The organism is Pseudomonas sp. ICMP 3272, from assembly GCF_001466905.1.
Taxonomy (GTDB): Bacteria; Pseudomonadota; Gammaproteobacteria; order Pseudomonadales; family Pseudomonadaceae; genus Aquipseudomonas; species Aquipseudomonas amygdali.
In genome coordinates, this window is record NZ_LKEK01000002.1 from 31989 (window position 1) to 58827 (window position 26839).

Below are 26839 nucleotides of genomic sequence, written 5' to 3' on the forward strand. Positions count from 1 at the left end.
CTTTCACCTCCTGAGGAACCTGTTGCGCAGGTTCAACAGCAAGTCCAGTGCCAAGTGCGCAATAAATTCATAAGCTACTGATTTTTAAACCTTAAATTCAGAATCTCAGGATCAGCACTGTCAAAAAAACCCATACGTTCTGCCGTTTGCGGCAAACATTCACCGACACAGGCCGCTTTCAGCCTGCCGCACGACCGGTATTGACGTTCAACAGCTCGATCGGCAACGGTTCAGAGAAGTAGTAACCCTGCGCCTGGGTCGCGCCGATCTCGCGCAGCAGCTCGAGTGTTTCCAGATCTTCGACACCTTCGGCGACGACGTTCAGATCAAGGGATTCGGCCATGCGTACGATGGCCCGCACGATGGCCCGGCTGCGTACGCTGGAGGCCAGTCCGAAGATAAACGACTTGTCGATTTTCAAGCCGCTGAAATGGTATTGATGCACATAGCTGAGCGAAGAAAACCCCGCGCCAAAATCGTCCAGCATGACCGACATGCCCTGCTCGGCCAGTTGCTTCATTGACAGGCGTGCCTGCTCGGGGTCGGCCACCAGAGCCCCCTCTGTAAGCTCCAGACACAGACGCCAGGGCGCAACATTCTGTTCAGCTAGCATCGCCAGCACTTCTGCAGCGAATGCCGGACGGGTGATGCTGTAGCTGGAGCAGTTCACATGCACTGGCGGCCAGTGGCCGTTCTCGGGTTGGGCCAGGATGTTCACTACACATTTGAGCATGTAGATATCCAGCCGGCCAATCAGGCGCAACCCCTCCAGCGCGGGCAAAAAGCTTTCCGGCCCGACGATCCGTCCATCCGGCATGCGCCAGCGGATCAGGGCTTCAAACGCCAGCAACTCTCCGGTCCTGACACAGATGACCGGCTGAAAATAGGGGATCAGTTGATCGCTACGCTTCAGGGCCGTGCGCAACGCACCCTCTTGTTCGACCTGATCCGAAACCTCCCGACGCAGAGCCTGATTGAACACCGCGAAACTGTCGCGCCCGCCATTTTTGACCCGGTACATGGCGGTGTCGGCATCGCGCAAGAGATCAGCCGGCTCCTGATGAAAGCGGCTGTCGGCACCCACCACGCCAATACTGCAGGAAGAAAAGACGCTGTGATCGTCGATCACGAACGGCTGCTCGAACGCGGCCAGGATCCGCTGAGCTATGTCCGTACCGGTCTGCAACGGCGTATCGATGCTCAGCACCGCAAATTCGTCACCTCCAAGCCTGGCCAGCAGATCCCCTTCACGCATGCAACTGCGCAGCCGCTCGGCGGCCTGCACCAGGAGGATATCGCCGCAGTGGTGGCCAAGGCTGTCATTGATCATCTTGAAGCGATCCAGATCGATGAACATGACAATCAGCTGCTGGCCGTGCACGCAAAAGTCCTGCCACGCCTGTTTCAGGCGATGTTGCAAGTGACTGCGGTTGGGCAACCCGGTCAACGAGTCGTGGGAGTTTTCATGCTGCAACCTGGCGTTGGCCTGGTCCAGCTCCCGGGTCCGGTCGCGAACCCGGGCTTCCAGGAGCACATTGGCGGTATGGATCGCTTCTGCCGCGCTGCGGCGGGACAGTGCCGTGTCGATGTGGCGAGAGACAAAGGTCAGCAAGTCCTGATCACGCAAGGTATAGCTGACATCCTTCGAATAGCTTTGCACCACCAGCACGCCGCGCACTTGCTCGCCATCGAACAGCGGAATGCCCAGCCAGGAAGAAGAACGACCGGTATTTTTTTGCACCTCGATTTCGCCCAGGCTTTCCAGCCTGCGGGCATCGTCGTAATCGATCAGGCACGGTCGCCGCTGGCCTATCACATACTCGGTAAAGCCGCGCTGCCCACGCCGTGAACGTGGCGGCGTGGGCTGGAATTCGTCGATGTAATAAGGAAAGGTCACTTCGCCTGTAGCGCTGTCGTAAAGGGCGATGTAGAAATTGAGTGCTACCAGCAGCTCGCCGACAATCATGTGCAGGCTGCGAAACAGCTCATTCATATCGCCCGGCTGGCTGGAAAGCTCGGCAATCTGGAACAGAGCACTCTGCAAGTGCTCGGCGCGTTCACGGTCGCGCACTTCCTGGCGCAGGGCGTCGTTGGCTGCCGAAAGCTGTTGCGTGCGCAGTGCCACGATCTGCTCCAGGTCGGTACGCCGCAACAGCCGGTCCAAGGCCATCGCCACATGCCGCGACACCACGGAAAACAACACGCGATCCTGAGCACTGTAGACGCGGGACACGTCATAGACCTGCATCGCGACCATGCCGAATACTTCGTCCGAGGCGTTTTTCAAGGGCGCGCCCATCCAGAACTCCGGCAGACGCCCCACCCAGAAAAAACGACCGTCGGCTTTTGCCCGCTCAATACACGCAGCTTCCAGAAACAAGGGTTGTCCGGTACTCAAGACATACCCGGTGAGCGACATTCGATCGGCGTCGATGAATTCGAACGTCTCGTGCGCCATCGCTTCGTCATCGAAACGGTCGATGTAATACGGGTAAGTGATCTTGCGGCTTTGCTGGTCATACAGTGCGACGTAGAAGTTCTCGGCATCGATCAGCGCACCCAGCTGCTCGTGAATGCCTTGCAGAAAAGCTCCGCGATCCAGCGTGGAACTGGCCAGCAGGCTGATTTCATAAAGAACCCGCTGGGTGTTCTGCGCCCGGATCAACGCAGCGGTCTGCAACAGTGAGCCCAGCCTGGCAGCCAGATCCACCAGCACGGGATGGTCTTTTTCGGCCATTGGCGCCAGCACCCAGCCCAGCACGCCCTCGCCCTGCCCGGCGATTCTGCGATGGAGCTGCAATTGAGCACAGTATGCGTCGAAGTCTTCAGCAGCGATGTGCGCAGGCCAGACGACTGCAGGGTCGCCCTGCCCGAGCAGACATTTCAGCTCGCCTGCAGCGTAGGCCGCCCAGGCGATATCCGGTATCTGTTCCCGTGCAGCGCTCAAAAGTGCGTCGATGGGCGCGTGACTGGCGAATCTGTCATGGTTGGCAGCCAACGTGGTGTCTGGACTGAACGCTACGCTCGGGCATATACCCGTGGCCAGATGTGAGACTGTCATGGAAACACCAGATGCATGAGCCGACGGCGGTCATCTTTAAAAACCATGACCAAAGGTAACAAGTGTGCTGCCGCATTGTTGCAAAGTTCATACCTTTTTGGCAGACCCTTTGCCTGTCAGATGACATCCATGTGACGTAGGGCACTACCCGGCTGCCATACGGGTCAGATTCAGGTGTTTCGCGACCGGCAAGGCAAATGAGCAGAGCTCGGCTATGCTTGCTCGCGGCGTTACACATCCCCCCACTGAACAGGTGACAGTCATGGTCAAGACTTACAGTTACGCAGCGCAGTCTGCTCAGGAAGTGCTCAAACCGTATCAGTTCGAACGCCGCTCACCCGGTGCCGAAGACGTTCAGATCGACATTCTCTACTGCGGCGTTTGTCACTCGGACCTGCATACCGCACGCAATGAGTGGCACAACACACTCTATCCTTCGGTTCCAGGCCACGAAATCGTTGGCCGGGTAACGGCAGTCGGTGCAGACGTCAAACATTTCAAGGTCGGCGACCTCGCGGGTGTCGGCTGCATGGTAGACAGTTGCCAGCAATGTACACCCTGCGCAGAGGGTGACGAGCAATATTGCGAGAGCGGCTTCACAGGCACCTACAACGGCCCGGTATTTGGCGGCGAGAACACCTTCGGCGGCTACTCCGACAAGATCGTGGTCAAGGAGAAGTTCGTCCTGCGCATCTCTCACGACGCCAATCTGGCCGCCGTCGCGCCGCTGTTGTGCGCAGGTATCACCACGTACTCGCCATTGCGCCACTGGAAGGTCGGCCCGGGCAAAAAAGTGGGCATTGTCGGGCTCGGAGGGCTCGGCCACATGGGCGTCAAGATCGCCCACGCCATGGGCGCTCATGTGGTGCTGTTCACCACATCGCCCGACAAGCGTGAAGATGGCTTGCGGCTGGGTGCCGACGAAGTTGTTGTATCCAAAGATGCGGCACAGATGGCAGCTCAGACCAATAGCCTGGACTTCATCCTCAATACAGTCGCAGCACCGCATGATCTGGATGCATTTCTGTCCCTTCTCAAGCGTGACGGCACCATGACGCTGGTCGGCGCACCGGCAGAACCGCACCCGTCACCGGCAGTCTTCAATTTGATCTTCAAACGCCGCAGTCTGGCAGGCTCGTTGATCGGCGGCATCCAGGAAACCCAGGAAATGCTGGATTTCTGCGCCGAACACGGCATCGTTTCAGACATTGAAATGATCGCCATGCAGGACATCAACGAGGCTTACGAGCGGATGCTCAAAGGCGACGTGAAATATCGTTTCGTCATCGACATGGCCAGCCTCAAGCAGGAAATTTCTGCTGACTCAAACGCCGCATGATGCGGGCTGAATGCACCTGAAGAGCCTAGCGCTGCCAAGGACGGCTGCGCGCACAGACATGCCGTACGTCGCAAGGCATGAACTGACTACAGACAATAACCTACTGATACTCATACTCACTGCAAGTGTCGGCAACCGCTTTAAGCCGACACTTGCGCCTGGCTCACGCTGGCATGAGCTTGTCCCGGCCAGAAAAATGAACTATTTATTACATTTTAGTGACTATCACTGACTGCCTTTGGGTCTCAAGTTCACGAAGTCCTTGCAGATACTCATGTCAACGGACGTTTTAACAGGTGAACGAATCATGAAACAACGAGCGACAGTCATCTGCAAACGCGACGGCCAGGTCCTCTACGTGCGCAAACCAAAATCGCGCTGGGCATTGCCAGGTGGCAAGATCGAGGCCGGTGAAACGCCCGCTCAGGCCGCCATGCGCGAATTATGCGAAGAAACAGGCCTGACAAACCTTGATCTGCTCTACCTCGAGGTCTATGAGAAAGATCAGGTTACTCACTACGTATTCACTACGCAGGTCCCGGCCTCAAGCGAGCCTTCGCCGCAGAATGAGATTGCCGCCTGCAAATGGCTGGCTCCGAAGAAACTCGCAGACTTGAAGGCCAGCAGTGCGACCAAGACCATCGTCAAGTCGTATGCCCAGCGGGCCTGAGAGCATCTGGCGCAACGCCAAAGGGTGATCAGCCAGATCGGGTTGAACGGTCAGGCCTGAAGCTGTTCTGAGAGAGCAGACGGTTCATTACCTTCATCCCCGTCTCAGGAGATCCCCTATGACTCAGACCGCCCTGGTTGTTGGCGCAAGTGGCATTGTCGGCAGTGCAATCACACAGTTGTTACTGGAAAACGATTGGCAGGTTGCCGCACTCTCCCGTAGCCCGTCAGCGCGGCCCGGCGTAATTCCGGTGGCTGCAGACCTGCAGAACCCGGAGTCCGTCAGTGCGGCCCTGGCTGATTTGAAACCCACCCACGTTTTCATCACCACATGGTCGCGTCAGGCCACTGAAGCAGAGAACATCCGCGTCAATGCTGCGATGGTGCGCAATGTGCTGGACGCTGTACGCCCCGCTGGCAGTGTGAAACATGTTGCGCTGGTCACCGGGCTCAAACATTACCTTGGTCCGTTCGAAGCCTACGGCAAAGGCACGCTGCCACAGACGCCGTTCAGGGAAACGCAAGCGCGCCTGGATATCGAGAACTTCTATTACGCGCAAGAAGATGAAGTTTTCGCTGCCGCCAAGAAGGACGGTTTTACCTGGAGCGTCCATCGCCCGCACACCGTGACAGGTGTCGCCGTCGGCAACGCGATGAACATGGCGACCACCCTCGCCGTCTATGCCTCGATCTGCAAGGCAACCGGCCGGCCCTTCGTGTTCCCGGGCTCGCGTGTGCAGTGGGACAGTCTGACCGACATGACCGATGCACGTCAGTTGGCCCATCAGCAATTGTGGGCCGCCACGACGCCTGCTGCGGCCAATCAGGCGTTCAATATCACCAATGGCGACGTATTCCGCTGGAGCTGGATGTGGGGGCAGATTGCCGAGTACTTCGGCCTGCAGCCCGCCGAGTTCCCGACCCAGCCTGCCCCGCTGGAAACGCAAATGGCCAATGATCAGGCAGCCTGGACCGATCTTGTCCGCGAGCACCAACTCAAGGAAGGTGATATCAGCCGCCTGATTTCGCCGTGGCACACTGACGCCGACCTGGGTCGCCCGATCGAAGTGGTTACGGATATGTCGAAAAGTCGCAAACTGGGCTTCACGGCGTTTCAGGCGAGTGACGATGCGTTTTTCGAGGTATTTGAAAAGCTGCGCCGTGATCGACTGATCCCCTGAAGCTGCTTGCCCTCTTGTGCCAAGGCTCTGCGTTGGCACAAGAGCGGGCATTTGCTTCGAGCGAAACAGACGCAACAAAAAAGGGTCAACCTCTCGATTGACCCTTTTCTTACCGCCCAGCAGAGCGGATTTTGTCTGGTAGGCGCGATTGGACTCGAACCAACGACCCCCACCATGTCATCCACCACGAGATTGGTTGTGAGCTACGTGCCTGCTGTGGGTCGGCATTCTACGGATATTCAAATGCCTGTCAAATTCTTTTTTGCAGTAACTCTCTGAATACGCGAAATTTTTACCCTGAAGTTCTGCACCCGGAAACAAAAAAGGGCCAGCCTTTCGGCTGACCCTTTTCTTACCGCCCAGCAGAGCGGATTTTATCTGGTAGGCGCGATTGGACTCGAACCAACGACCCCCACCATGTCAAGGTGGTGCTCTAAATCTGGTAGGCGCGATTGGACTCGAACCAACGACCCCCACCATGTCAAGGTGGTGCTCTAACCAACTGAGCTACGTGCCTGCTGTGGGTCGGCATTCTACGGATATCCAGATACCTGTCAACCTATTTTTTCTCTAAGCCTATGAATTACAGCGTTTTTTACCCGTTGACGGGAAGTGACTCTTTTTGCCTGTTGCTGGCAGAGCTTTTGGTTCTCGGGTACGATCGCCACATCGTCAAGAATATTAAACGGAGTCTCAGGATGGCAAATACGCCCTATCCGCAGTCCTACTATGCCGCTTCAGCCAATGCAGCCCCGGAACGCCCGGCGTCGCAGGGTGAAGTCGAGACCGACGTGTGCGTCATCGGCGCTGGCTATACAGGCCTGTCGAGTGCGCTGTTCCTGCTGGAGAATGGATTCCGGGTCACGGTGCTGGAAGCGGCAAAAGTCGGCTTTGGCGCGTCTGGGCGTAATGGTGGGCAGATCGTCAATAGCTACAGCCGTGACATTGATGTGATCGAGCGAACCGTCGGGCCAAACCAGGCGCAGTTGCTGGGGCAGATGGCCTTTGAGGGCGCATCCATCATTCGCGACCGGGTTTCGCGTTACGGTATTCAGTGCGACCTGAAGGATGGCGGTGTATTTGCAGCGCTGACCGGCAAGCAACTGGCGCATCTGGAAGCCCAGCAGCGGCTGTGGGAACGTTATGGCCACACTGGCCTTGAGCTGATGGACAAGCGCCGGATCAACGAAGTCGTTGCCTGTGATCAATACATTGGCGGGTTGCTGGACATGACTGGCGGCCATATTCACCCGCTCAATCTGGCGCTGGGTGAGGCGGCCGCAGTTGAAACCCTGGGCGGCACGATTTACGAGCAGTCGGCGGCCATTCGCATCGAGCGCGGTGCCAACCCTGTGGTCCATACCGCGCAAGGCAAGGTCCGCGCGAAATTCATCATCGTGGCTGGCAACGCCTATCTGGGCAACCTGGTTCCGGAACTGGCTGCCAAGTCGATGCCTTGTGGCACTCAGGTGATCACCACAGAGCCGCTGAGTGATGAACTGGCTAAAACACTTCTGCCGCAGGATTACTGCGTCGAGGATTGCAATTACCTGCTGGATTACTACCGCCTCAGCGCCGACAAACGCCTGATCTTCGGCGGCGGCGTGGTCTACGGTGCCAGAGATCCGGCCAACATCGAAGCCATCATCCGGCCGAAGATGCTCAAGGCATTTCCACAACTCAAGGATGTGAAGATCGACTACGCATGGACCGGCAACTTCCTGCTGACCCTGTCTCGCCTGCCCCAGGTTGGCAGACTTGGCGACAACATCTATTACTCGCAGGGCTGCAGTGGACATGGCGTGACTTATACGCATCTGGCGGGCAAGGTTCTGGCCGAGGCGTTGCGCGGTCAGGCAGAGCGCTTTGATGCGTTCGCCGACCTGCCCCACTATCCTTTCCCCGGCGGACAGATGCTGCGCACCCCGCTTACCGCGTTGGGCGCCTGGTATTACAGCCTGCGTGACCGGCTGGGTTTTTAACTTCGCTGACAGTAAAACGGCACCTTATCGGTGCCGTTTTTGTTTGTGCCGCGTTTATTTCATTTAACGCCGCGTGCCAGCGTTCGTTTCGCCTCGCCCGCCGCCTGCTCCTGTCCGGACTTCGATAAAGCTTCAGCAGCCTGCAACCAGCGCTGCTGATCGACATTGGCGGGCAGCTGCCGGGGCGACTGAACCAGCACCGCCCAACTGCCGGCCTCTTTCCACGCCGATGTGAAGCTGCTGAAACTCATTGAATAGCGACGATCCATGCCCGCATTCAACAACACGGTCTCCTTTACCCGGTTGTAACCGATCAACACGGCATAACGCGGGCCTTTCCACAGTGCAGAACCCTGGGCAAAGCGCAGCATGACCGGATAGCCCGCCGACACCTGAGTCAGCAGGTCCTGTAATTGGCCATCAAGCGGATAGACCATGAAGCCGTATTCCCGCGCAACCTTCTGAATATTCTGTTCGAGGCGGTCTTCGGCACCTGGCAGTTGCAGCGGCTTGTCGAGCAAGCCGGGCGTGGTCTGTACCTGTTGGTTGGCCAGCATGCTTGCCAGCACCATTGGCCCGCTCTGGTAGGCGTTACCCCGGAAGAACGGCACCGACGTCAGTTCGACCCGGTCCGGAAGGCGTTTCATCTCGGGCGTGACCATTGAAGAACAGCCGACAAGACCCATGAGCAAGGCTAAAACCAGCCATGAACGTAATGCACCGGCAGTACCGGAATAGAAAGAGACCGACAAGATGTTCACTCGCTTCAACTGACGCCGGGCAACCCACGACCCGGCCTGGACACCGATCATAGAGCTCTGGGAGTTCAGGGTATAGTCAGGCACTGCGGCTCATCGGGCCGAATGGAGAAAATAGTTCATAGCCCTGCGCCACTGGTCAATTAACCGAAACATGCCTCGTACTAGACTGTCAGTTATCAAGACCGCAACAAAAGCAGGAATGTGGAGGCACTTATGAGCCTGGAACTGACAATCGTGATGCTGCTCGCTTCGTGGCTTGCCGTAGCCAGCGCCATGCTGTGGGGCGTGATGCGCATATCCCGTCGCCATCACCAGCCGCGCAGTGCAGCGCCACCTGCGGCAAAACGGCCGAGCCTGGTAAAGGCTGTCAAAGTACCCGCTGCTGTGGCCAGCTGATAGTTCGTTGTGCCGCTCGGATACAGTTGTCGGCAGTGAAAATGCAAAAAGGTCGACCCGGTTTACCCGGGTCGNAGCCTGGCCTGCTATCAGTGCGCGGAAACCTGAGCAGCAGCCTTTTTGCGTCTTGCTCTGCGTACCAGCATGTTCAGGCCTTCAATGGCTGCCGAGAAGGTCATGGCAGCGTAGATGTAGCCCTTGGGCACATGAGCGCCAAAGCCTTCGGCGATCAGCGTCATACCGATCATGATCAGGAAGCCCAGGGCCAGCATGACCACCGTCGGGTTTTCGTTGATGAACTTCGCCAGCGGGTTTGCAGCAACAAGCATCACGACGACGGCAGTGATTACAGCAATGACCATGATCGGCAAGTGTTCGGTCATGCCCACGGCAGTGATGATACTGTCGATGGAGAACACCAGATCCAGCATAAGGATCTGCACGATGGCCGCGCTCATGCTCAATGCCACGACCGAACCCAGGGCTTTCTCTTCCTCGGTCTTGACGTCCATGCTGTGGTGAATTTCCGTCGTCGCTTTCCAGACCAGGAACAGGCCACCGGCGATCAGGATCATGTCCTTCCACGAGAACGCCTGACCGAACACCTCGAATACCGGCTCTGTCAGTTGCACGATGTACGCCACGGTGCTGAGCAAGCCCAGGCGCATCACCAGCGCCATACCGATACCCAGTTTGCGCGCCTTTTCTCGTTGGTGCTCAGGGAGCTTGTTGGTGATGATCGAGATGAAGATCAGGTTATCGATACCCAATACGACTTCCATGACCACCAGTGTTGCCAGCGCGATCCAGGCTGCCGGACTTGTTGCGAGTTCCAATAGGTATTCCATAGATCACTGCCCTGCCTGAGCCAATATTAGTTGTAAGTCAGATTTATTTATCGGTCTTGCTTTCGGTTTCAGCCGAGCTTTGTGGTGGCTGCTGCACCGAAAGTTCCTGTTTTGCCTCATCAATCGCCTTGGTTGCGGCTTGATGGGTTTCGTCAATCGCCTGTTTTGCAGTGTCGGCTGCAGCATTCACCACATGCTTGGTGGATGACTCTATCTGATCGCATCCAGCCATTACCAGCAGCGAGCAGCCCAGCAGTGCAGCGTAAAGGGGTTTATTCATGGCTTCCTCGGTAAGCAAGGCCGGGCGGCGTGTTCAGCCCGGCGTTGGAAACGGATTCTAGACATTTTGAAACATACGGAAAATTCGATTTTATAAGACTTATACTTCGGTTTTACCGAATCGGCAGAAATCATGCTCAATTACCGTCAGCTTCATTACTTCTGGGTGGTAGCCAAAACCGGGAGCATCGTGCGCGCCTGCGAGCAGTTGAATCTCACCGCGCAGACCGTCAGCGGGCAGATCAGCCTGCTGGAGGCGTCCCTGGGTGTCGATCTGTTCCAGCGCGTAGGCCGGCAACTTGAAATGACTGAAGCGGGTCGCCTGGCCCTGCCTTACGCCGAACAGATGTTTCAGTTGGGCAATGATCTGGAAAACCTGCTGCGCTCGCAGCCCGATGAACAGCAACTGCTGTTGCGCATCGGGGTAGCTGATGTGGTGCCCAAGTCCATCGTGTACCGGCTGATTGCCCCGACCATGAACCTCAGTGAATCCATTCGCATCACCTGCCGGGAAGACAAGCTGGAAAGGCTGCTGGCAGACCTGGCAATCCAGCGTCTGGACCTGGTGATCTCGGACAGCCCCATGCCGCAGCACCTGGATATCAAGGGCTACAGCCAGAAACTGGGAGAATGCGGGGTCAGTTTTTTTGCGACCCGTGAAGTGGCAGAACGTATCGGAAGTGGCTTTCCACAGTGCATGCACGGTGCGCCGCTGTTGATTCCAGGCCAGGAAACCGTCGTTCGCGGCAGGCTGATGCGCTGGTTTGCCGAACAGAGCATCCAGCCGCGTATCATCGGCGAGTTTGATGACAGCGCGTTGATGAAGGCGTTTGGCAAATCCGGCAGCGGTGTCTTTGTTGCGCCCAGCGTCATCGCCGATGAGGTGCAGAGCCAGTATGGCGTACAAGTGATAGGCCACACGGATGCGGTGACCGAATCATTCTACGCCATCACCGTGGAGCGCAAGGTCAAACACCCCGGCGTTGTCGCCATCGCCGAAAGCGCACGAAACCAGCTGTTTACCGACGCAGGTTAGGCGGCAAGCGGGCCGGGATCACGTCTGATCAGCAGCACTGCCAGCACAATCGCAAGAACGATAATGCCAGCGGCGGCGAAACCGACGTTACCCAGACCGAGATGATCAATGACCCTGCCGCCGATCATCGCCCCGATGCCGATGCCAAGGTTTGCTCCGGCGATGTTCAGTGACGCAGCGAACGCAGGTGCTTGCGGTGCGGCCTTGATCAACCGGACATGGCTGACCAGAAACAAGGCGGCCTGGGTGATACCCCATATTGCCAGCGCGACTGGTAAGGCGAACACCGAATGAATGCTGGGCACCACAGCGACCATGCCGACTACCATGAAGGCGCAGAATACCAGGCTGGCAATCAGCGGATGCCGGTCAACCATGCGCCCGCCCAGCGAGTTTCCGAGCAAGCCGACCGCGCCAAACCCCATCAGGCACCAGCCCACCAGGCTGCCGTCGAACCCGGCGAGACGCTCCAGCATGTCCGCCAGATAGGTGTAGGCGGTGAACATGCCGCTGAATACCAGTACCGACAGCAGCACATGCCCCTGCATCATCCGGCTGCGCAAAATGCCGAACTGGTTGAGGATCGACACCGGGTTTTTCTTCGCCGCCGTCCGTGGCAGATAGACCGCCAGCAACAGTGCCTTGGCAAATGCCAGGCCGGCGAGCACCAAAAACGCACTGCGCCAGCCGAAAGCATCGGAAATCAGGGTGCCGATGGGAATGCCGAACACAGTGGCGCAAACGATGCCGAAACCGATTCTGGCAATCGCCCGACCAGCGAACTGCGGCCCGACGATGTCCACGGCGGTCTCACTGGCCAGTGCCCAGAACACCGGCAGCCCCAACGCAGGAATCAGCCGCGCCAGCCCCATCACGGCAATATTGGGTGCCAGCGCTGCCAGTACATTTGAAAAGCCGAACAGCACAAGGATGCTGATAAACAGACGCTTGCGCTCGAAACGCGAGAAGTAGGCAGTCAGAAAGGGACCGAAAGCTGCAACCGTGAATGCGAACAGGGTGACCAGCAGCCCCGCTTGCGAAACCGTGACATCCAGATCGCGGGCAACCGCAGGCAAAAGACCGACAATGACGAATTCTGTGGTCAGCACGGTAAAACCGGCGGCCGACAACAGAAGTATGGGCAACAACATGAATACTCCAGAACAACACTACAGCCCGAAAAACAGGGCTGACACCCCAACAACTCTCGTTGCCACGCTCCGCGTGGCAATGCATTTCGTGACGCTCTGCGTCAGCCAATGCATGCCAATGCGGAGCATTGGCACGATAGTCAGTTGGATTTGCGCATAACGGCAAGGGACGAGAACATCAGCGAGGCTTCAGCCCCGCACGTTTCAGAATCAGAACTTGCCCATGAAGTCGCGCTTGCCGATTTCAACGCCGTTATGGCGCAGCAGGTCGTAAGCGGTGGTGACGTGGAAGAAGAACTGCGGCAAGGCGTAGCTGAGCAGATAAGCCTGACCGTTCAGACGCTTTTCCTTTTCAGTGCCGGGGCGCAGGACGATTTCGATACCCTCCTTGCCGTCGACCTGTTCGGGCGTGATGCTGCCTATGAACGCAAGCGTCTTGGCAAGCAGTGCCTGCAGTTCGGCGAAGGTGGTTTCGGTGTCATCGTATTGCGGGATCTCGACGCCTGCCAGGCGGGCCGAAGCACCCTTGGCAAAATCGACGGCAATCTGCACCTGACGGGTAAAAGGCAACATGTCCGGGAACAGACGCGCCTGCAGCAGCGCTGGCGGCTGGATTTTCTTCTCGGTCGCGTAGGCTTCAGCCTTGGTCAGAACATCGCTCAGCGCATTGAGCATTTGCTGAAAGACAGGAATGGAAGCGGCGTACAGGGAGATAGACATGACATATCCTGATTGAGAAAGGCGCAATTATAGACCCACCTGACGGCAAACACCGTGACACTTTTCAGCGACCCTGCAGATCAGCGCAACAGACACTGGCAATAATATGCGCCACGCCCTACGCTGATCCACCGCCATCACTCAGGGAAGCGTCATGTCCATTGAATCGCCGTCCTCCGAATCCTCCCCGAATGCCGAGGCCCTGCAACTCAACAACACTGAAGTGCGTGTTCTGGGCTGCCTGATCGAGAAACAGGCGACCAACCCGGAAACCTACCCGCTGACCCTTAATGCACTGGTGCTTGCCTGTAACCAGAAGACCAGTCGCGATCCGGTCATGAACCTGACTCAAGGCCAGGTCGGTCAGAGCCTGCGCGCTCTTGAGAGCCGCGGCCTGACGCGCCTGGTGATGGGCAGTCGCGCTGATCGCTGGGAGCACCGGGTCGACAAGACCGTTGAGCTGGTCCCTGCGCAGGTGATACTGACCGGCTTATTGCTGCTGCGCGGCCCGCAGACCGTCAGCGAACTGCTCACGCGCAGTCACCGCATGCACGATTTCGAGGACAGCGAACAGCTCGTCCATCAACTGGAACGGCTCATCGCCAGAGGCCTGGCGATGCTCGTACCCCGTCAGTCCGGCCAACGGGAAGATCGTTACATGCACCTGCTGGGCGATCCGGAGGATCTGCAGGAGCTGCTTGCAGCCCGCCAGCAAGCGCCTGAGCGTAACGCAGCAAACCCGGCTGCAAGCCAGCGTCTTGATGAGCTGGAAGCACGCGTCGCAGCCCTTGAAGAGCGTCTTGCCAGACTGGAGTGATGCCCGCCCCCGTCCGACTCTGTGCGCAGGCCACCACTATCCGGCTCTGGCGAACGCCGCAGCCTGTTGATACTGCTCATCGGTCGGGCGGACGCCGGTATACAGCACAAACTGCTCCAGTGCCTGGATCGCCGCGACTTCATCGCCGCTCACGACGCGCTTGCCCAGGCGGCGGGCAGCCTGGATCAGCGGCGTTTCGGCCGGGGTGGCCACCACGTCGAAAATCGTCTCGGCCGCATCGATGGCCTGCAAGTCAAACGACAACTCGTCAGCCTGGGCACCTTGCATGCCTAGCGGCGTGACGTTGACCAGCAAAGGTGGTCGCACGCTTCCCAGCTCCGCCTGCCAGCGAAAGCCACACGCCTCGGCCAGGCTTTGACCGGCCTGCTCATTGCGGGCCACGATCAGCCCATCGGTGAAACCCGCATCGCGCAACGCGAACGCAACCGCCTTGGCCATGCCCCCGCTGCCGCGCAGGGCAAATGCGCTGCGAGGGACGGCGTGGCTCTCCATGAGTTGCGCAACCGCGATGTAATCCGTATTGAACGCCTTCAAATGCCCGTCGGTGTTGACGATGGTATTGATCGACTGGATGGCGGCGGCGGAAGCATCAAGTTCGTCGACCAGTTCAATGCAGGCTTCCTTGAATGGCATCGAAACCGCACTGCCACGTATCCCCAGCGACCGGATACCCGCCACGGCAGCGGCAAGGTCATTGGGTGAGAAGGTCTTGTAATAGAAGTTAAGGCCCAACTGCTGATAAAGATGATTGTGGAAACGCACACCAAAGTTGCCGGGACGGGCGGCCATGGACATGCACAACAATGTGTCTCTGTTTGCAGTAATGGGCATACGGGTTTCCTCCAGACGGTAATGGCTTGAATATTCGATAAAAGCGTATGCTACGCACCAGTGAACGCGAGGACACGCGCCGCACACCTTACATAAAATTTACTCAGCACTTTCGCAGATTCTTACAATTTCGATGTCATAGTGTTATCCCGTGGCAGTGCTTGAGAGTGATGCAGGCGCGCGACAACGGGTTGAGAGCGAGGAACAATCATGATTCGTCAAATCCCCAAGATCGCCTTGTTTGTAGGTGCCCTGGCCCTTGCTGGCCAGGCGAATGCTGACCGTGGCTGGGGTGGCCCTGCCGTGGTAGGTGCTATCGTAGGCGCTGCCGTTGTCGGGGCGGCGGTATCTTCAAGTCGCGATAGAACCGTGTACGTAGAGCGCGAGCCGGTTTATGTGCAACAACAGCCGGTCTACTACGCACCACCACCGGTCTATTATCAGCCGGCCCCGGTCTACCAGGTTGTCGAGCGCTACCCACCGCCTCCACCGCCAGGCTACTACCATCGCTACGGGCCACCACCAGGCCCGGGCTATTACTACCCGCCACGCGGCCGCTGGTAATCGAACAAAAAACCCGCCTCTTCAGGCGGGTTTTTCATTGGTGTGCTCACACTATCCCCTGCCAATGCAATGTGCCCGACCCTCGTTGTTATCAATGACCACTATTGAGAGTGTCGATTTCTACCTTTCCCGATCAGCCTCTACAGTAGCGGCATGGATTGAGGAGGCAGTTATGACCAAGGTACACATCATGTCCGTCGTCGGAAGTGCAGTTCCAGCGCCACTCAGAGAGCGAGGTCTGCTGGCCTGCTGGTACCTGATTCAGGATGGCGAGCCGGTCAGCGGCCCTCTGGCGTCTTTGCCTGTCGCCGAAGAGTTGTCCCGGCAAATGCAGTGCCAGCCCCTCAACAGCTGATTTTTTCTGCGAACCTCGTGCGTTGCTCCGCACATCCCCTTGCCCGCCTCTTTGAAGGCGGGCTTTTTTTGAGCCAGGGAAAGCAGACGATCCGCCTCAGCCGCGCTCGGCCATAGCGGCATTGACCTGACAACGATGCGCCAGCTTCTGCAGGCGCTTTTCCAGTGCCATGAACACCACACGATCGGTACGACCACTGTCGAGTTCATCGATCAGGTCATTGGCAACCTGACGCAACTCGTGAGCCAGCACCACGCGATCATCGTTCAGGTCCTGTTTGTGAGACTCGAACAAACGATGCAGGTAATCCTGCAACGTGTATTTCAAGCTGTGCCGGTCAGTGGCGCGTAGATGCGTCAGATTGAGACTGATACGGCCCTGCAATTCGCTCAATTCGCCACACAGATACTGCATGCGCCGGGCATAGCCTACTTCGCGGTCGCGTATCTGCTTGCGAGCCTGCTCCGCTTCCTGCTTGCGCTGAATGGCGGGTACAGCCACGGCAACCATCAAGCCCACGATCAGGCCGATGGCCTGCATCCAGCCTGCCCAGTCACTGGGGCGCGATGTAAAGCCGACACCCAGCAGCAGGATGACAACCAGCGAAGCGATGATCACCAGTACCGCGTAATCCTTGCTGACAAACCCCTTGAGCATTGCATGACTCCTTGAATCGGTGACCTGAATGGCATGGAATGCTAATCGGTGCAGGCCTTTCACACCACGACTATTCAATTGTGGTTCGGTTTTAAACAGCTTTGAAAGCAAAAAGCCACTTAACCGCAACTTAACGAAATCCCATTTCCTGCATTTATTAATGAAACGCCCTACGACACCCATCGACATACCGCAAAGTCTGCTCATAAAATGCAGCGTTTTGACGCGATCCCTTCCATTACCACCTTTATCGAGTGAGCCTTGCTCTTGAAAATTCGTCTGTCTCTTCTGGGCCTATTATTTGTACTTACCGGCCCGGCGCTTTCCACTACCACGCTGGCAAACGAATCCGCTGTTCTGAATCGTGATCCTTCCAATCTGCACCTCGCCTCAGGCAGCGCAATGGTCATCGACCTGCAAACCGACAAGGTCCTGTACTCCAGCAACCCGGACGTGATTGTGCCCATTGCCTCAGTCACCAAACTGATGACCGCGATGGTAGTCCTTGATGCCAAACAATCGATGGACGAAGTCATACCGGTCAATATCTCCCAGACCCCGGAAATGAAAGGTGTCTTCTCCCGGGTTAAACTCGGCAGCGAAATGAACCGCCGCGACATGTTGCTGATCACCCTGATGTCCTCGGAAAACCGCGCGGCGGCCAGCCTGGCGCACAGCTATCCGGGCGGCTATCCGGCGTTCATTCTGGCGATGAACGCCAAGGCCAAGGCGCTGGGCATGAAGCACACGGCCTACGTCGAACCCACCGGCCTGTCGGTGTACAACGTGTCGACCGCGCGCGACCTCACCAAGCTGGTGATGGCGGCGCGCAAATACCCGCTGCTCAGTGAACTGAGCACCACCGAGCAGAAGACCGTGACCTTCCGCAAACCGACCTACACCCTCGGTTTCAGCAACACCGATCATCTGGTGCGCAAGGATAACTGGGACATCAAGCTGACCAAGACCGGCTTTACCAACCAGGCCGGTCACTGCCTAGTGCTGCTGACCAGCATGGCCAACCGCCCGGTTTCAGTGGTGATTCTCGATGCGTTCGGCAAGTACACGCACTTTGCCGACGCCAGCCGCATACGCAAGTGGATGGAAACCGGCCAGAGCGGCCCAGCGCCCGAAGTGGCCCTACAGTACAAGAAGGAAAAGAATCTGGTCATGAGACAGACCGGTATTCAAGCCAGAGACTGAGTCACGCTGGCAACGAAAAACGGTCGCGATGCTTGCACATCGCGACCGTTTCTATTTACCCGTTGCGCACTCAGTTGTACTGAGTGACCAGCTTGGTGTTCAGGTAAGCCTCAATGGCCTCGGTGCCACCCTCGGAACCGTAACCGGAATCCTTGATCCCGCCGAACGGGACTTCCGGCAAGCCGATGCCCTGATGGTTGATCGACAGCATGCCCGCCTCAATGTACGTACTCAGCGCCTGAGCGGTCTTCATCGAGGTCGTGAACGCGTAGGACGCCAGCCCGAACGGCACCCGGTTGGATTCGGCAATCGCCTCTTCAACCGTGTCGAACGGCACCAGCAGCGCAACCGGCCCGAAAGGTTCTTCGTTCATGATGCGCATTTGCGGTGTCAGGCCACTCAATACGGTTGGCTCGAAGAAATAGCCCGGCCCCTCGACAGCCTTGCCACCGGCAGACAGGGTTGCACCGCCACGCACAGCGTCTTCGATCAGATCGACCAGCGCAGGAATACGTCGCTCGTTGGCTACCGGCCCCATGGTGGTGCCCGCCTCCAGACCGTTGCCGACCTTGATCTCGCGGGTCAGGCCCACAAATCTCTCGGTGAACGCATCCAGCACCTTGCGTTGCACCAGAATCCGCGTCGGCGATACGCAGACCTGTCCGGCATTGCGGAACTTCGCGGTGGCCAGCACGCGCGCAGCGAGGTCGATATCAGCGTCATCGAACACCAGTGCCGGCGCATGACCACCCAGCTCCATGGTTGCCCGCTTCATATGTTTCCCGGCGAGCGCAGCCAGTTGCTTGCCGACCGGTGTCGAACCGGTAAACGTGACCTTGCGAATCACCGGATGCGGGATCAGGTAGCCAGAGATTTCAGCCGGATCACCGTAGACCAGACCAATCACGCCTGCCGGAACACCGGCATCGGCAAACGCCCGAATCAGCTCGGCAGGCGACGCCGGAGTTTCTTCCGGAGCCTTGACGATGATCGAGCACCCGGCTGCCAGTGCAGACGACAACTTGCGCACCACCTGATTGATCGGAAAATTCCACGGTGTGAACGCCGCAACAGGACCGACCGGCTCCTTGACGACCTTCTGCTCAATGGCCACGCCACGCGAAGGCACGATACGGCCATAGCTGCGACGCCCTTCCTCGGCCAGCCAGTCGATGACATCAGCGGCAGAAAGGGTTTCCATCCGCGCCTCGGCCAAGGGCTTGCCCTGCTCCTGGGTCATGATCCGGGCAATGTTGTCGGCACGCTCGCGAATCAGGTTCGCGGCTTTCTGCATCAGCTTGTAGCGATCATAGGCCGAGGTCGCGCGCCAGGTGGCAAAGCCACGCTCGGCAGCCGCCAGGGCTTCATCAAGGTCGGTGATACCGGCATGCGCCACAGTGCCCAGCGCCTCGCCCGTCGCCGGGTTGATGACTGACAACGTGCGATTGTCGCGGCTTGCGCGCCATTGACCATCGATATAAAGCTGTACGTCTGGATACATGAAAAATCTCCATAGGTAGTTGAAAAAACCGGCGTGGCTGAGCGATCAGATTCGCTGTTCGGCCCCGGCCATCGGTAGAGGGGCGTCGATATCGTGCTCGCCGCCCATGGCCTCGTATTTCTTGCGCAGGGCCCTGAGGTCCTTCTGCGTGAGGCCGTCGAGGTTCAGCAACGAGTTCTGCGCATCCTTGGTCACGCGCAACAGCTCGTCGACTTTCAGGTGCAGGACATCGTTGTCACGGTTCTGCGTGTTCTGGATCAAGAACACCATAAGGAAGGTAATGATGGTAGTCGACGTATTGATGATCAACTGCCAGGTATCGTTGTAGTGAAACCACGGACCAGTGAATGCCCAGAGGCAGATCAGCACGACGGCTGAAGCAAAGGTGGCCGGGCTGCCCGCCCATTTTGAAAGGGACTGGGAGAATCTGGAGAACTTCATCAACAACTGCCTGAACACGGGGTGTCTTACATGGACACCGCTAGCGCCTTGAAATTTCCTGCAACAGGTCGACCTGTTCAGCTGACTGACAGACTTTGACGGCTATTCAAACCTGGGAGGACATGTGTCCGCCCTTCTCACGGGAAATGAGTCGCGGCTGAAATAACGTGCCTGATGCTTCAGAAACGGCACCCGCCAAGGCACCGTTTCAACCGCGCAAACGTTTCATGAATTTACAGAATCGGCTTGCCGCCCGTCACTGCATAACGCGAGCCGGAGATGTAGCTGGCTTCATCCGAGGCCAGCAGCACGTAGATGGGCGACACTTCCACCGGCTGACCTGGACGGCCTAGCGGTGTCTCGCTGCCGAAGCTCTTGACGTCTTCGTCGGTCATGGTCGCCGGGATCAGCGGGGTCCAGATCGGGCCGGGGGCCACGCTGTTCACGCGGATACCCTTGTCACCCAGCAACTGCGCCAGACCACCGGTGAAGTTGGCAATCGCGCCCTTGGTGGTCGCGTATGCCAGCAGCGTCGGCTTGGGCATGTCCGAATTGACCGAACTGGTATTGATGATCGAGCCACCCCGCGGCATATGCGGAACCGCGGCCTTGCAGATACGAAACATCGCAGTGATGTTGATATCGAAGGTCTTGACCCACTCTTCGTCAGAGATTTCTTCCAGCGTTTCGTGATTCATCTGGAATGCGGCGTTGTTGACCAGCACATCGATACGGCCGAATTCAGCCACCGTCTTGCTTACGATGTCTTCGCACTGTTGCTTCTGAGCCAGATCACCCGGCAACAGCAGACACTTCATACCGGCCTCTTCGACCCAGCGCTTGGTTTCTTCCGCGTCTTCATGCTCGTTCAGGTACGAGATTGCAACCTGCGCGCCTTCTCGTGCAAAGGCTATGGCAACAGCGCGACCGATGCCGCTGTCGGCACCGGTGATCAATGCAATCTTGCCCTGCAGACGCCCGGAGCCCTTGTAGCTTTTTTCACCGCAATCGGGATAGGGGTCCATCTTGCCCTGCAACCCCGGAACCTCTTGCGGCTGACTGGCAAACGGCGGCTTTGGGTATTCTTCGTTCATCTGAATAAATCTCCCTGGCTCAATAAAAACTGACTGAATAAAAAATAGTGCTGCCCCTTGTCGCCGGGCACCGCCACACGCGACAAGGGGGTTGATCCGCTGCGGCAATCAAGCACCCGGCTTGAGAACCACCTTGGTCCAGCCTTCATCACGCGCGTCGAAATGCTGGTAGGCCGCAGGACCTTCCTCAAGTTTCAGACGATGGGAAATGATCTGCGAAGGCTTGGCCCGATCATGGTGGATCAGCTCGGCCAGACGGCGGTTGTAGGCCTTGACGTTGGCCTGCCCGGTGCGAATCTGCTGGCCTTTGAACCAGAACGAGCCGAAGTCGAAGGCCATTTTGCCTTCTTTCGCCAGATCGTTATGCGCGCCCGGGTCCTGTGGCACGAAAACACCCACGACACCGATACCGCCAGTGGCCTTGGTCGAGGCCACGAGGTTGTTCATGGTGACGTGATTGGCCTCATGACCATGACGGTCGCAACACTGATAACCCACGCACTCGCAACCGCGGTCGGTGCCTTTGCCATTGGTAAGGTTGAGAATCTGATCCACCGCACCCTGCTCCAGCGAATTGATCGGCGTCGCGCCCATTTTCGCAGCAAGCGCCAGGCGATCCGGGTGGTTGTCGACCACGAAGACTTGCGAAGCACCCTTGATCATTGCCGAGTGCGCAGCCATCAGACCAACCGGACCGGCACCGTAAATGGCAACACTTTCGCCCGGCAGCAAGCCCGCCAATTCAGTGGCATGCCAGCCGGTAGGGAAAATATCCGAGAGCATTACGTAATCGTCTTCGCGCTCGGCGGCGTCTTCGGGTAGCAGCAGGCAGTTGAAGTCTGCATAAGGCACGCGCAGCAACTCGGCCTGCCCGCCTTCGTGGTCGCCCATGTCGGCAAACCCATAGGCCGCGCCAGCGCTGCCGGGGTTGGCGGTCAGGCAATAACCCGTCAGACCCTTTTCACAGTTTTCACAAAAGCCGCAGCCAATATTGAACGGCAGACACACCCAGTCGCCCACCTTGATGCGGTCGACGCCTGCGCCGATCTCGATGACCTGGCCCATGTTTTCATGACCAAAGATACGCCCGGTCTCGAACGACGTACGGCCTTCGTACATGTGTAGGTCCGAGCCGCAGATATTCGTGGAGGTCACTCTAATAAGAGCGTCCGTTGGCTTCTCTATCTTTGCATCCGGTACGTTTTTGACACTGACGTCACGCGGACCGCTATAGACGATGGCTTTCATAGTGGGGCTCTCCTGAAGTGAAAATTCGATTGAGCTTTTTATGACTCACCGAATGTCTGTCACGAGAGAAACAGTCATGTTCAAAGCGATTGCCTTCACACCTGACGAGTGGTCGCCGACAAGGCCGACACAGAGCTGTTTGCACCTACGCTTTTGCACCAGATCAGCCGACCGGCAATGACCGGTGCGAGCCGCAAATAAAGCATTTGCACGCCCAGTCTTATGGTATACCATCAGACGAAATACAACAGCACTCGATCCGGGAGTCGTTCATGAGCTTTGAAATTCGCAAAATCGTCAATTACACCGAAGAAACCTTTATCGAAGGCGGCAAGGCCACCGACAAACCGGTCACCATGATTGGCCTGGCGGTGGTGATCAAGAACCCGTGGCTGGGCCGCGGATTCGTCGAAGACCTGAAACCGGAGATTCGTGCCAACTGCTCGGATCTGGGTGAACTGATGGTCAAGCGCCTCACTGATGCGATTGGCGGTGCAGATAAAATCGAGGCCTATGGCAAGGCTGCGGTGGTCGGCGCGGACGGCGAAATCGAACACGCTTCAGCAGTGATCCATACCCTGCGCTTTGGCAACCACTACCGCGAAGCGGTCAAGGCCAAGAGCTACCTGAGCTTTACCAACAAGCGCGGTGGCCCAGGCACGTCCATCCAGATTCCGATGATGCACAAGGATGATGAAGGCCTGCGCTCGCACTACATCACGCTGGAGATGCACATCGAAGATTCGCCGCGTGCCGACGAAATCATCGTAGTCCTTGGTGCCGCCAACGGTGGACGCCTGCACCCGCGAATCGGCAATCGTTATATCGACCTGGAAGAACTGGCGGCCGAAAAGGCCCAGTAACTCATGAAGGGCTCGTCGCCCGATCACCTTTGTCATCTGCGCAGGAGCGGTCCATGATTCAGCTCACCGCTGAACACACCCAGGCGGGTACCAGCTATCTGGCTACCGGCCAAGGTCACCCCGTGGTGTTGATTCACGGGGTGGGCCTGAACAAGGAAATGTGGGGCGGCCAGATCGTTGGCCTGGCCACGCATTATCAGGTAATCGCCTATGACATGCTCGGCCATGGCGCCAGCCCGCGTCCGGACCCGGACACTGGCCTTCCGGGCTATGCCGAGCAACTGCGTGAGTTACTGGAGCATTTGCAACTGCCTCAGGCGACGGTCGTCGGTTTCTCGATGGGCGGGCTGGTGGCAAGGGCGTTCGCGCTGGAGTTTCCACAGCATCTCGCCGGGTTGGTGATTCTCAACAGCGTGTTCAACCGCAGCCCTGAACAGCGTGCAGGCGTCATTGCGCGCACCAGCCAGGCAGCCGAGCACGGGCCGGACGCCAACGCAGGCGAGGCTTTGTCACGCTGGTTCAGCCGTGAGTATCAGGCGGCCAACCCGGCACAGATTGCGGCCATTCGGCAGAATCTGGCCAGTAACGATCCGCAAGGCTACCTGACTACCTACAAGCTGTTTGCTACTCAGGATATGTACCGCGCCGAGGATCTGGGCGATATTCGCGCACCGACGTTGATCGCCACGGGCGAACTTGACCCGGGATCGACGCCCGAAATGGCCCGCGAACTGGCCGCGCGCATCCCTGGTGCCGATGTCGCGATATTGCCCGATCAGCGTCATATGATGCCGGTTGAATCGCCACGCCTGGTCAACCAGGTATTGCTCGGTTTCTTCGAAAAGATCGGCCTCGACAAACCGGCGTCCGCTCACCATTCGATCAAGGGGATTGTTGCATGAGCCTTACCCGCTTTCAGATGTGCATCGACGGTCAATGGGTCGATGCGTTGTCCGGCAAGACCTTCGACAGCCTCGATCCGGCGCTGGCCGAACCCTGGGCGCAACTGCCGGATGCTGACGAAGCTGACGTCGAACGGGCCGTTCAGGCCGCCCAGAAAGCCTTCGAGGGTCAGGCCTGGCGCGGCCTGACGGCCACGGCACGCGGCAAGCTGCTGCGTAAGCTGGGCGACCTGATTGCCGAAAACAAGGAGCAACTGGCACAGCTGGAAAGCCGCGACAACGGCAAACTGATTCGCGAAACCCGCGGGCAGGTCGGCTATCTGCCCGAATTCTTTCATTACACCGCAGGGCTGGCTGACAAACTCGAAGGCGGCACTCTGCCCCTCGACAAGCCCGACCTGTTCGCCTACACCGTGCACGAACCGATGGGCGTAGTGGCCGGGATCATACCCTGGAACAGCCCGCTGTACCTGACCGCCATCAAGCTGGCCCCGGCACTGGCGGCAGGCAACACCATTGTTCTCAAACCCTCGGAACACGCCTCGGCCACCGTGCTTGAGCTGGCGCGTCTGGCGCTTGAAGCGGGTATCCCGCCCGGTGTGGTCAACGTCATCACCGGTTACGGCCCGAACACAGGCGCGGCCCTGACCCGCCACCCGCTGGTGCGCAAGATTGCCTTTACCGGTGGCGCGGCCACGGCTCGCCACGTGGTGCGCAGCAGCGCCGAGAATTTCGCCAAACTGTCACTGGAGCTCGGCGGAAAATCACCGAATATCATTTTCGCCGACGCCGATCTGGACAGCGCCGTCAATGGTGCAGTCGCAGGCATCTATGCGGCGTCCGGGCAAAGCTGTGTGTCCGGCTCGCGACTGCTGGTGCAGGACGAAATCTACGATGAATTCGTCGAACGCCTGGCCGAGCGCGCCAGTCGTATCAGGATCGGCAATCCGCAGGATGAAACCACCGAAATGGGTCCGATGGCCACGGCCCAGCAACTGGCCGTGGTAGAAGGTCTGGTGGCGGACGCGCTGGCCGAAGGTGCACGCCTGCGTCTGGGCGGCAAGCGCCCGAAGCTGGACAGCCAAGGCTGGTTCTATGAACCTACGCTGTTCGAATGCGACCGCAACTCGATGAAAATCATGCAGGAAGAAGTGTTCGGCCCGGTGGCCTCGGTGATTCGTTTCAAGGACGAAGCCGAGGCGCTGGCCATTGCCAACGACTCACAGTTCGGCCTCGCCGCCGGAATCTGGACCCGTGACCTGGGCCGCGCGCATCGCCTGGCGCGGGATATTCGCTCAGGTATCATCTGGGTCAATACCTATCGTGCCGTGTCAGCCATGGCGCCTATCGGCGGTTTCAAAAACAGCGGCTACGGCCGCGAGAGCGGGATAGACTCCGTACTGGCCTACACCGAATTGAAAACGGTGTGGATCAACCTTTCGCAGGCGCCCATGCCTGATCCATTTGTCATGCGTTAACGAGGCCGCTGCGATGATCGAACCGAGTATCTACAAAGAAGTCATGGCGTCATTCCCTTCAGGCGTCACAATTGTTACCACGCTGGACCCCGAGGGCAATCTGGTCGGTATCACCGCCAGTGCGTTCAGCGCGCTGTCCATCGACCCGGCGCTGGTGCTGTTTTGCCCCAACTACGCATCGGACACTTACCCGGTGCTGCGCGACAGCAAAAAATTCGCCATCCACTTGCTGTCTGCCGACCAGCAGGTCGAAGCCTATGCGTTCGCCAGCAAGGGCAAGGACAAGACCAAAGGCATCGAGTGGCACTTGAGCGAGCTGGGCAACCCGCTGCTGGGCAAGGCAACCGCTATCATTGAATGCGAGCTGTGGCGCGAATACGACGGTGGCGATCATGCAATCATTGTCGGCGCAGTGAAAAACCTGATCCTGCCCGCTGTACCAGTCACACCAATGGTTTATCACCGCGGCAAGATGGGCGCACTGCCAGCCATCGTCTGAGGCTGCGCCGGGCGGTTTTGGTGGTTGCAGGCATCGGCGTGATAAACTCGGCCGCGACCCGGGTTCATCCGTCCGGGCCATGCAGCAGCCCGCGTGGTTCGTGGGCTGCCGACATGAGCGAGACTTTGTTTCCAGCCACGGTTTCCAGTCACGTTTTTACTTTGACAGCCCCATTCCGAGCACACCCGATGAAACGCCTGCCACTCGATGACACCTTCAAGGTCAACCGCAACCCCGTCACCCTGCGGGAGATTGTGCTGGACAAGCTGCGCAGCGCGATCATGAATTTTCAGCTGCTGCCGGGCGATCGTCTGGTCGAGCGTGATCTGTGTGACCGTCTGGGCGTCAGCCGCACCTCGGTACGCGAGGCGCTGCGCCATCTGGAATCCGAAGGCCTGGTCGAGTTCGCCGATGCCAAGGGCCCGCGCGTTGCCATTATCACCCTGGCAGACGCGTGCGATATCTACGAGCTACGGTGCGTACTGGAGGGCCTGATTGTTCAGCTGTTCACCCTGCGCGCCAAGCCCAAGGACATTCGCGCCCTGGAAAAAGCCCTGGAGGAAAATCGCCAGGCGCTCAAGGAAGGCGAGCTGCAGCAAGTGATCGATTCGGTTCAGGGTTTCTATGACGTGCTACTGGAAGGCTCCGGTAATCACGTCGCCGCAACACAGCTGCGTCAGTTGCAGGCGCGCATCAGCTACTTGCGCGCCACCTCGGTCTCCCAGGAAAACCGCCGCGGTGCGAGCAACAAGGAAATGGAACTGATGGTCGAGGCCATCAAGAGCGGCGACCCGATGGCCGCGCATCAGGCTTCGGTCGATCACGTGCGCAACGCCGCACGCGTGGCACTGGAATATTTGAAATCCAAGCAGGACGAAGACACCAAAGTCCGCGAAATCATCGCGCCCGTGGCACTCAAAGAACCCCGCATAGGGCGCTGAC

At 58.2% G+C, this 26839-nt stretch carries 27 protein-coding genes and 1 tRNA gene; 15 read left to right on the forward strand and 13 right to left on the reverse strand.

What is annotated here, in order from left to right; translation table 11 throughout:
- Positions 1-178 precede the first annotated feature (178 nt).
- On the reverse strand, positions 179-3061 hold the full coding sequence (locus AO068_RS01660; protein WP_058407475.1) for a bifunctional diguanylate cyclase/phosphodiesterase: 2883 nt from the start codon (positions 3059-3061) through the stop codon (positions 179-181).
- A gap of 262 nt (positions 3062-3323) precedes the next feature.
- Between AO068_RS01660 and AO068_RS01665 the strand changes: the two genes are divergently transcribed.
- The 3 genes from AO068_RS01665 (at position 3324) to AO068_RS01675 (ending at position 6250) form a co-directional block, all read left to right on the forward strand.
- The gene (locus AO068_RS01665; RefSeq protein ID WP_058407476.1) at positions 3324-4400 is read left to right on the forward strand and encodes an NAD(P)-dependent alcohol dehydrogenase; all 1077 of its coding nucleotides are present in this window, start codon (positions 3324-3326) and stop codon (positions 4398-4400) included.
- A gap of 307 nt (positions 4401-4707) precedes the next feature.
- The gene (locus tag AO068_RS01670; RefSeq protein WP_058407477.1) at positions 4708-5070 is read left to right on the forward strand and encodes an NUDIX hydrolase; all 363 of its coding nucleotides are present in this window, start codon (positions 4708-4710) and stop codon (positions 5068-5070) included.
- Between the two features lie 118 nt (positions 5071-5188).
- Positions 5189-6250 carry an SDR family oxidoreductase gene (locus tag AO068_RS01675; protein WP_058407478.1) on the forward strand — a complete coding sequence of 354 codons (1062 nt, stop codon included), beginning with the start codon at positions 5189-5191 and terminating at the stop codon, positions 6248-6250.
- Positions 6251-6690: 440 nt separating this feature from the next.
- On the opposite strand, the gene AO068_RS01680 is transcribed toward AO068_RS01675, so the two are convergent.
- Positions 6691-6767: transfer RNA gene (locus tag AO068_RS01680), tRNA-Val, on the reverse strand.
- Positions 6768-6948: 181 nt separating this feature from the next.
- Here AO068_RS01680 and AO068_RS01685 point away from each other — a divergent pair.
- On the forward strand, positions 6949-8232 hold the full coding sequence (locus AO068_RS01685; protein ID WP_058407479.1) for an NAD(P)/FAD-dependent oxidoreductase: 1284 nt from the start codon (positions 6949-6951) through the stop codon (positions 8230-8232).
- A gap of 59 nt (positions 8233-8291) precedes the next feature.
- Here AO068_RS01685 and AO068_RS01690 read toward each other — a convergent pair whose 3' ends face one another.
- Positions 8292-8987: a peptidase C39 family protein gene (locus AO068_RS01690; RefSeq protein WP_058401566.1), complete on the reverse strand. Its 696-nt coding sequence runs from the start codon at positions 8985-8987 to the stop codon at positions 8292-8294.
- 219 nt (positions 8988-9206) lie between these two features.
- Here AO068_RS01690 and AO068_RS01695 point away from each other — a divergent pair, with 219 nt between their 5' ends.
- Positions 9207-9389, forward strand: coding sequence for a hypothetical protein (locus AO068_RS01695; protein WP_058401450.1), 183 nt, complete (start codon positions 9207-9209; stop codon positions 9387-9389).
- Positions 9390-9478: 89 nt separating this feature from the next.
- Here the strand turns inward: AO068_RS01695 and AO068_RS01700 are convergent, their stop codons facing one another.
- Both AO068_RS01700 and AO068_RS01705 read right to left on the reverse strand, forming a co-directional pair.
- Positions 9479-10237, reverse strand: a complete 759-nt coding sequence (locus tag AO068_RS01700; protein WP_058401449.1) for a TerC family protein — start codon at positions 10235-10237, stop codon at positions 9479-9481.
- A 43-nt stretch (positions 10238-10280) separates the two neighbouring features.
- Positions 10281-10517 (reverse strand): hypothetical protein, encoded by a 237-nt coding sequence (locus tag AO068_RS01705; protein ID WP_057422018.1) that lies wholly within the window; start codon positions 10515-10517, stop codon positions 10281-10283.
- A gap of 132 nt (positions 10518-10649) precedes the next feature.
- Here AO068_RS01705 and nhaR point away from each other — a divergent pair, with 132 nt between their 5' ends.
- Positions 10650-11552, forward strand: coding sequence for a transcriptional activator NhaR (nhaR, locus tag AO068_RS01710; protein WP_058401447.1), 903 nt, complete (start codon positions 10650-10652; stop codon positions 11550-11552).
- Here nhaR and AO068_RS01715 read toward each other — a convergent pair.
- A complete protein-coding gene (locus AO068_RS01715; RefSeq protein WP_058401446.1) occupies positions 11549-12703 on the reverse strand; it encodes an MFS transporter in 1155 nt (384 codons plus the stop codon). The two genes, nhaR and AO068_RS01715, sit on opposite strands and share 4 nt — an antisense overlap.
- Positions 12704-12913: 210 nt before the next feature.
- The gene (locus tag AO068_RS01720) at positions 12914-13423 is read right to left on the reverse strand and encodes a DUF1993 domain-containing protein (protein ID WP_002553619.1); all 510 of its coding nucleotides are present in this window, start codon (positions 13421-13423) and stop codon (positions 12914-12916) included.
- 154 nt (positions 13424-13577) lie between these two features.
- On the opposite strand from AO068_RS01720, the gene AO068_RS01725 reads away from it, so the two are divergent.
- Positions 13578-14240 (forward strand): YceH family protein, encoded by a 663-nt coding sequence (locus AO068_RS01725; protein ID WP_058407480.1) that lies wholly within the window; start codon positions 13578-13580, stop codon positions 14238-14240.
- A gap of 36 nt (positions 14241-14276) precedes the next feature.
- On the opposite strand, the gene AO068_RS01730 is transcribed toward AO068_RS01725, so the two are convergent.
- Positions 14277-15092: a shikimate 5-dehydrogenase gene (locus AO068_RS01730; RefSeq protein WP_058407481.1), complete on the reverse strand. Its 816-nt coding sequence runs from the start codon at positions 15090-15092 to the stop codon at positions 14277-14279.
- A gap of 210 nt (positions 15093-15302) precedes the next feature.
- On the opposite strand from AO068_RS01730, the gene AO068_RS01735 reads away from it, so the two are divergent.
- Entirely contained in the window at positions 15303-15656 is a 354-nt protein-coding gene (locus AO068_RS01735) for a hypothetical protein (protein WP_058401443.1), read from the forward strand.
- Positions 15657-15828: 172 nt separating this feature from the next.
- Positions 15829-16011, forward strand: coding sequence for a hypothetical protein (locus AO068_RS01740; protein WP_005743550.1), 183 nt, complete (start codon positions 15829-15831; stop codon positions 16009-16011).
- A 96-nt stretch (positions 16012-16107) separates the two neighbouring features.
- Here AO068_RS01740 and AO068_RS01745 read toward each other — a convergent pair whose 3' ends face one another.
- Positions 16108-16668 carry a hypothetical protein gene (locus AO068_RS01745; protein ID WP_057442399.1) on the reverse strand — a complete coding sequence of 187 codons (561 nt, stop codon included), beginning with the start codon at positions 16666-16668 and terminating at the stop codon, positions 16108-16110.
- 267 nt (positions 16669-16935) lie between these two features.
- On the opposite strand from AO068_RS01745, the gene pbpG reads away from it, so the two are divergent.
- On the forward strand, positions 16936-17871 hold the full coding sequence (pbpG, locus tag AO068_RS01750) for a D-alanyl-D-alanine endopeptidase (RefSeq protein WP_161936570.1): 936 nt from the start codon (positions 16936-16938) through the stop codon (positions 17869-17871).
- Positions 17872-17941: 70 nt separating this feature from the next.
- Here pbpG and AO068_RS01755 read toward each other — a convergent pair whose 3' ends face one another.
- From AO068_RS01755 to AO068_RS01770, 4 genes are all read right to left on the reverse strand, one after another.
- Positions 17942-19372, reverse strand: coding sequence for an NAD-dependent succinate-semialdehyde dehydrogenase (locus tag AO068_RS01755; protein WP_058407483.1), 1431 nt, complete (start codon positions 19370-19372; stop codon positions 17942-17944).
- A 45-nt stretch (positions 19373-19417) separates the two neighbouring features.
- Positions 19418-19813 (reverse strand): low affinity iron permease family protein, encoded by a 396-nt coding sequence (locus AO068_RS01760; protein ID WP_016982075.1) that lies wholly within the window; start codon positions 19811-19813, stop codon positions 19418-19420.
- Positions 19814-20046: 233 nt separating this feature from the next.
- Complete coding sequence (locus AO068_RS01765) at positions 20047-20907, reverse strand: glucose 1-dehydrogenase (protein WP_005743546.1); 861 nt, start codon at positions 20905-20907, stop codon at positions 20047-20049.
- 108 nt (positions 20908-21015) lie between these two features.
- Complete coding sequence (locus AO068_RS01770) at positions 21016-22155, reverse strand: glutathione-independent formaldehyde dehydrogenase (RefSeq protein ID WP_058401440.1); 1140 nt, start codon at positions 22153-22155, stop codon at positions 21016-21018.
- Between the two features lie 272 nt (positions 22156-22427).
- On the opposite strand from AO068_RS01770, the gene AO068_RS01775 reads away from it, so the two are divergent.
- From AO068_RS01775 to AO068_RS01795, 5 genes are all read left to right on the forward strand, one after another.
- Positions 22428-23018: an amino acid synthesis family protein gene (locus tag AO068_RS01775; protein ID WP_058407484.1), complete on the forward strand. Its 591-nt coding sequence runs from the start codon at positions 22428-22430 to the stop codon at positions 23016-23018.
- Between the two features lie 53 nt (positions 23019-23071).
- A complete protein-coding gene (locus tag AO068_RS01780) occupies positions 23072-23920 on the forward strand; it encodes an alpha/beta fold hydrolase (protein ID WP_058407485.1) in 849 nt (282 codons plus the stop codon).
- On the forward strand, positions 23917-25398 hold the full coding sequence (locus AO068_RS01785; protein WP_058407486.1) for an aldehyde dehydrogenase: 1482 nt from the start codon (positions 23917-23919) through the stop codon (positions 25396-25398). Before AO068_RS01780 ends, AO068_RS01785 begins: the two co-directional genes overlap by 4 nt.
- Before the next feature lie 13 nt (positions 25399-25411).
- Positions 25412-25897 (forward strand): flavin reductase family protein, encoded by a 486-nt coding sequence (locus tag AO068_RS01790; RefSeq protein ID WP_002553606.1) that lies wholly within the window; start codon positions 25412-25414, stop codon positions 25895-25897.
- 188 nt (positions 25898-26085) lie between these two features.
- Positions 26086-26838 carry a GntR family transcriptional regulator gene (locus AO068_RS01795; protein ID WP_002553605.1) on the forward strand — a complete coding sequence of 251 codons (753 nt, stop codon included), beginning with the start codon at positions 26086-26088 and terminating at the stop codon, positions 26836-26838.
- Position 26839: the final 1 nt, after the last annotated feature.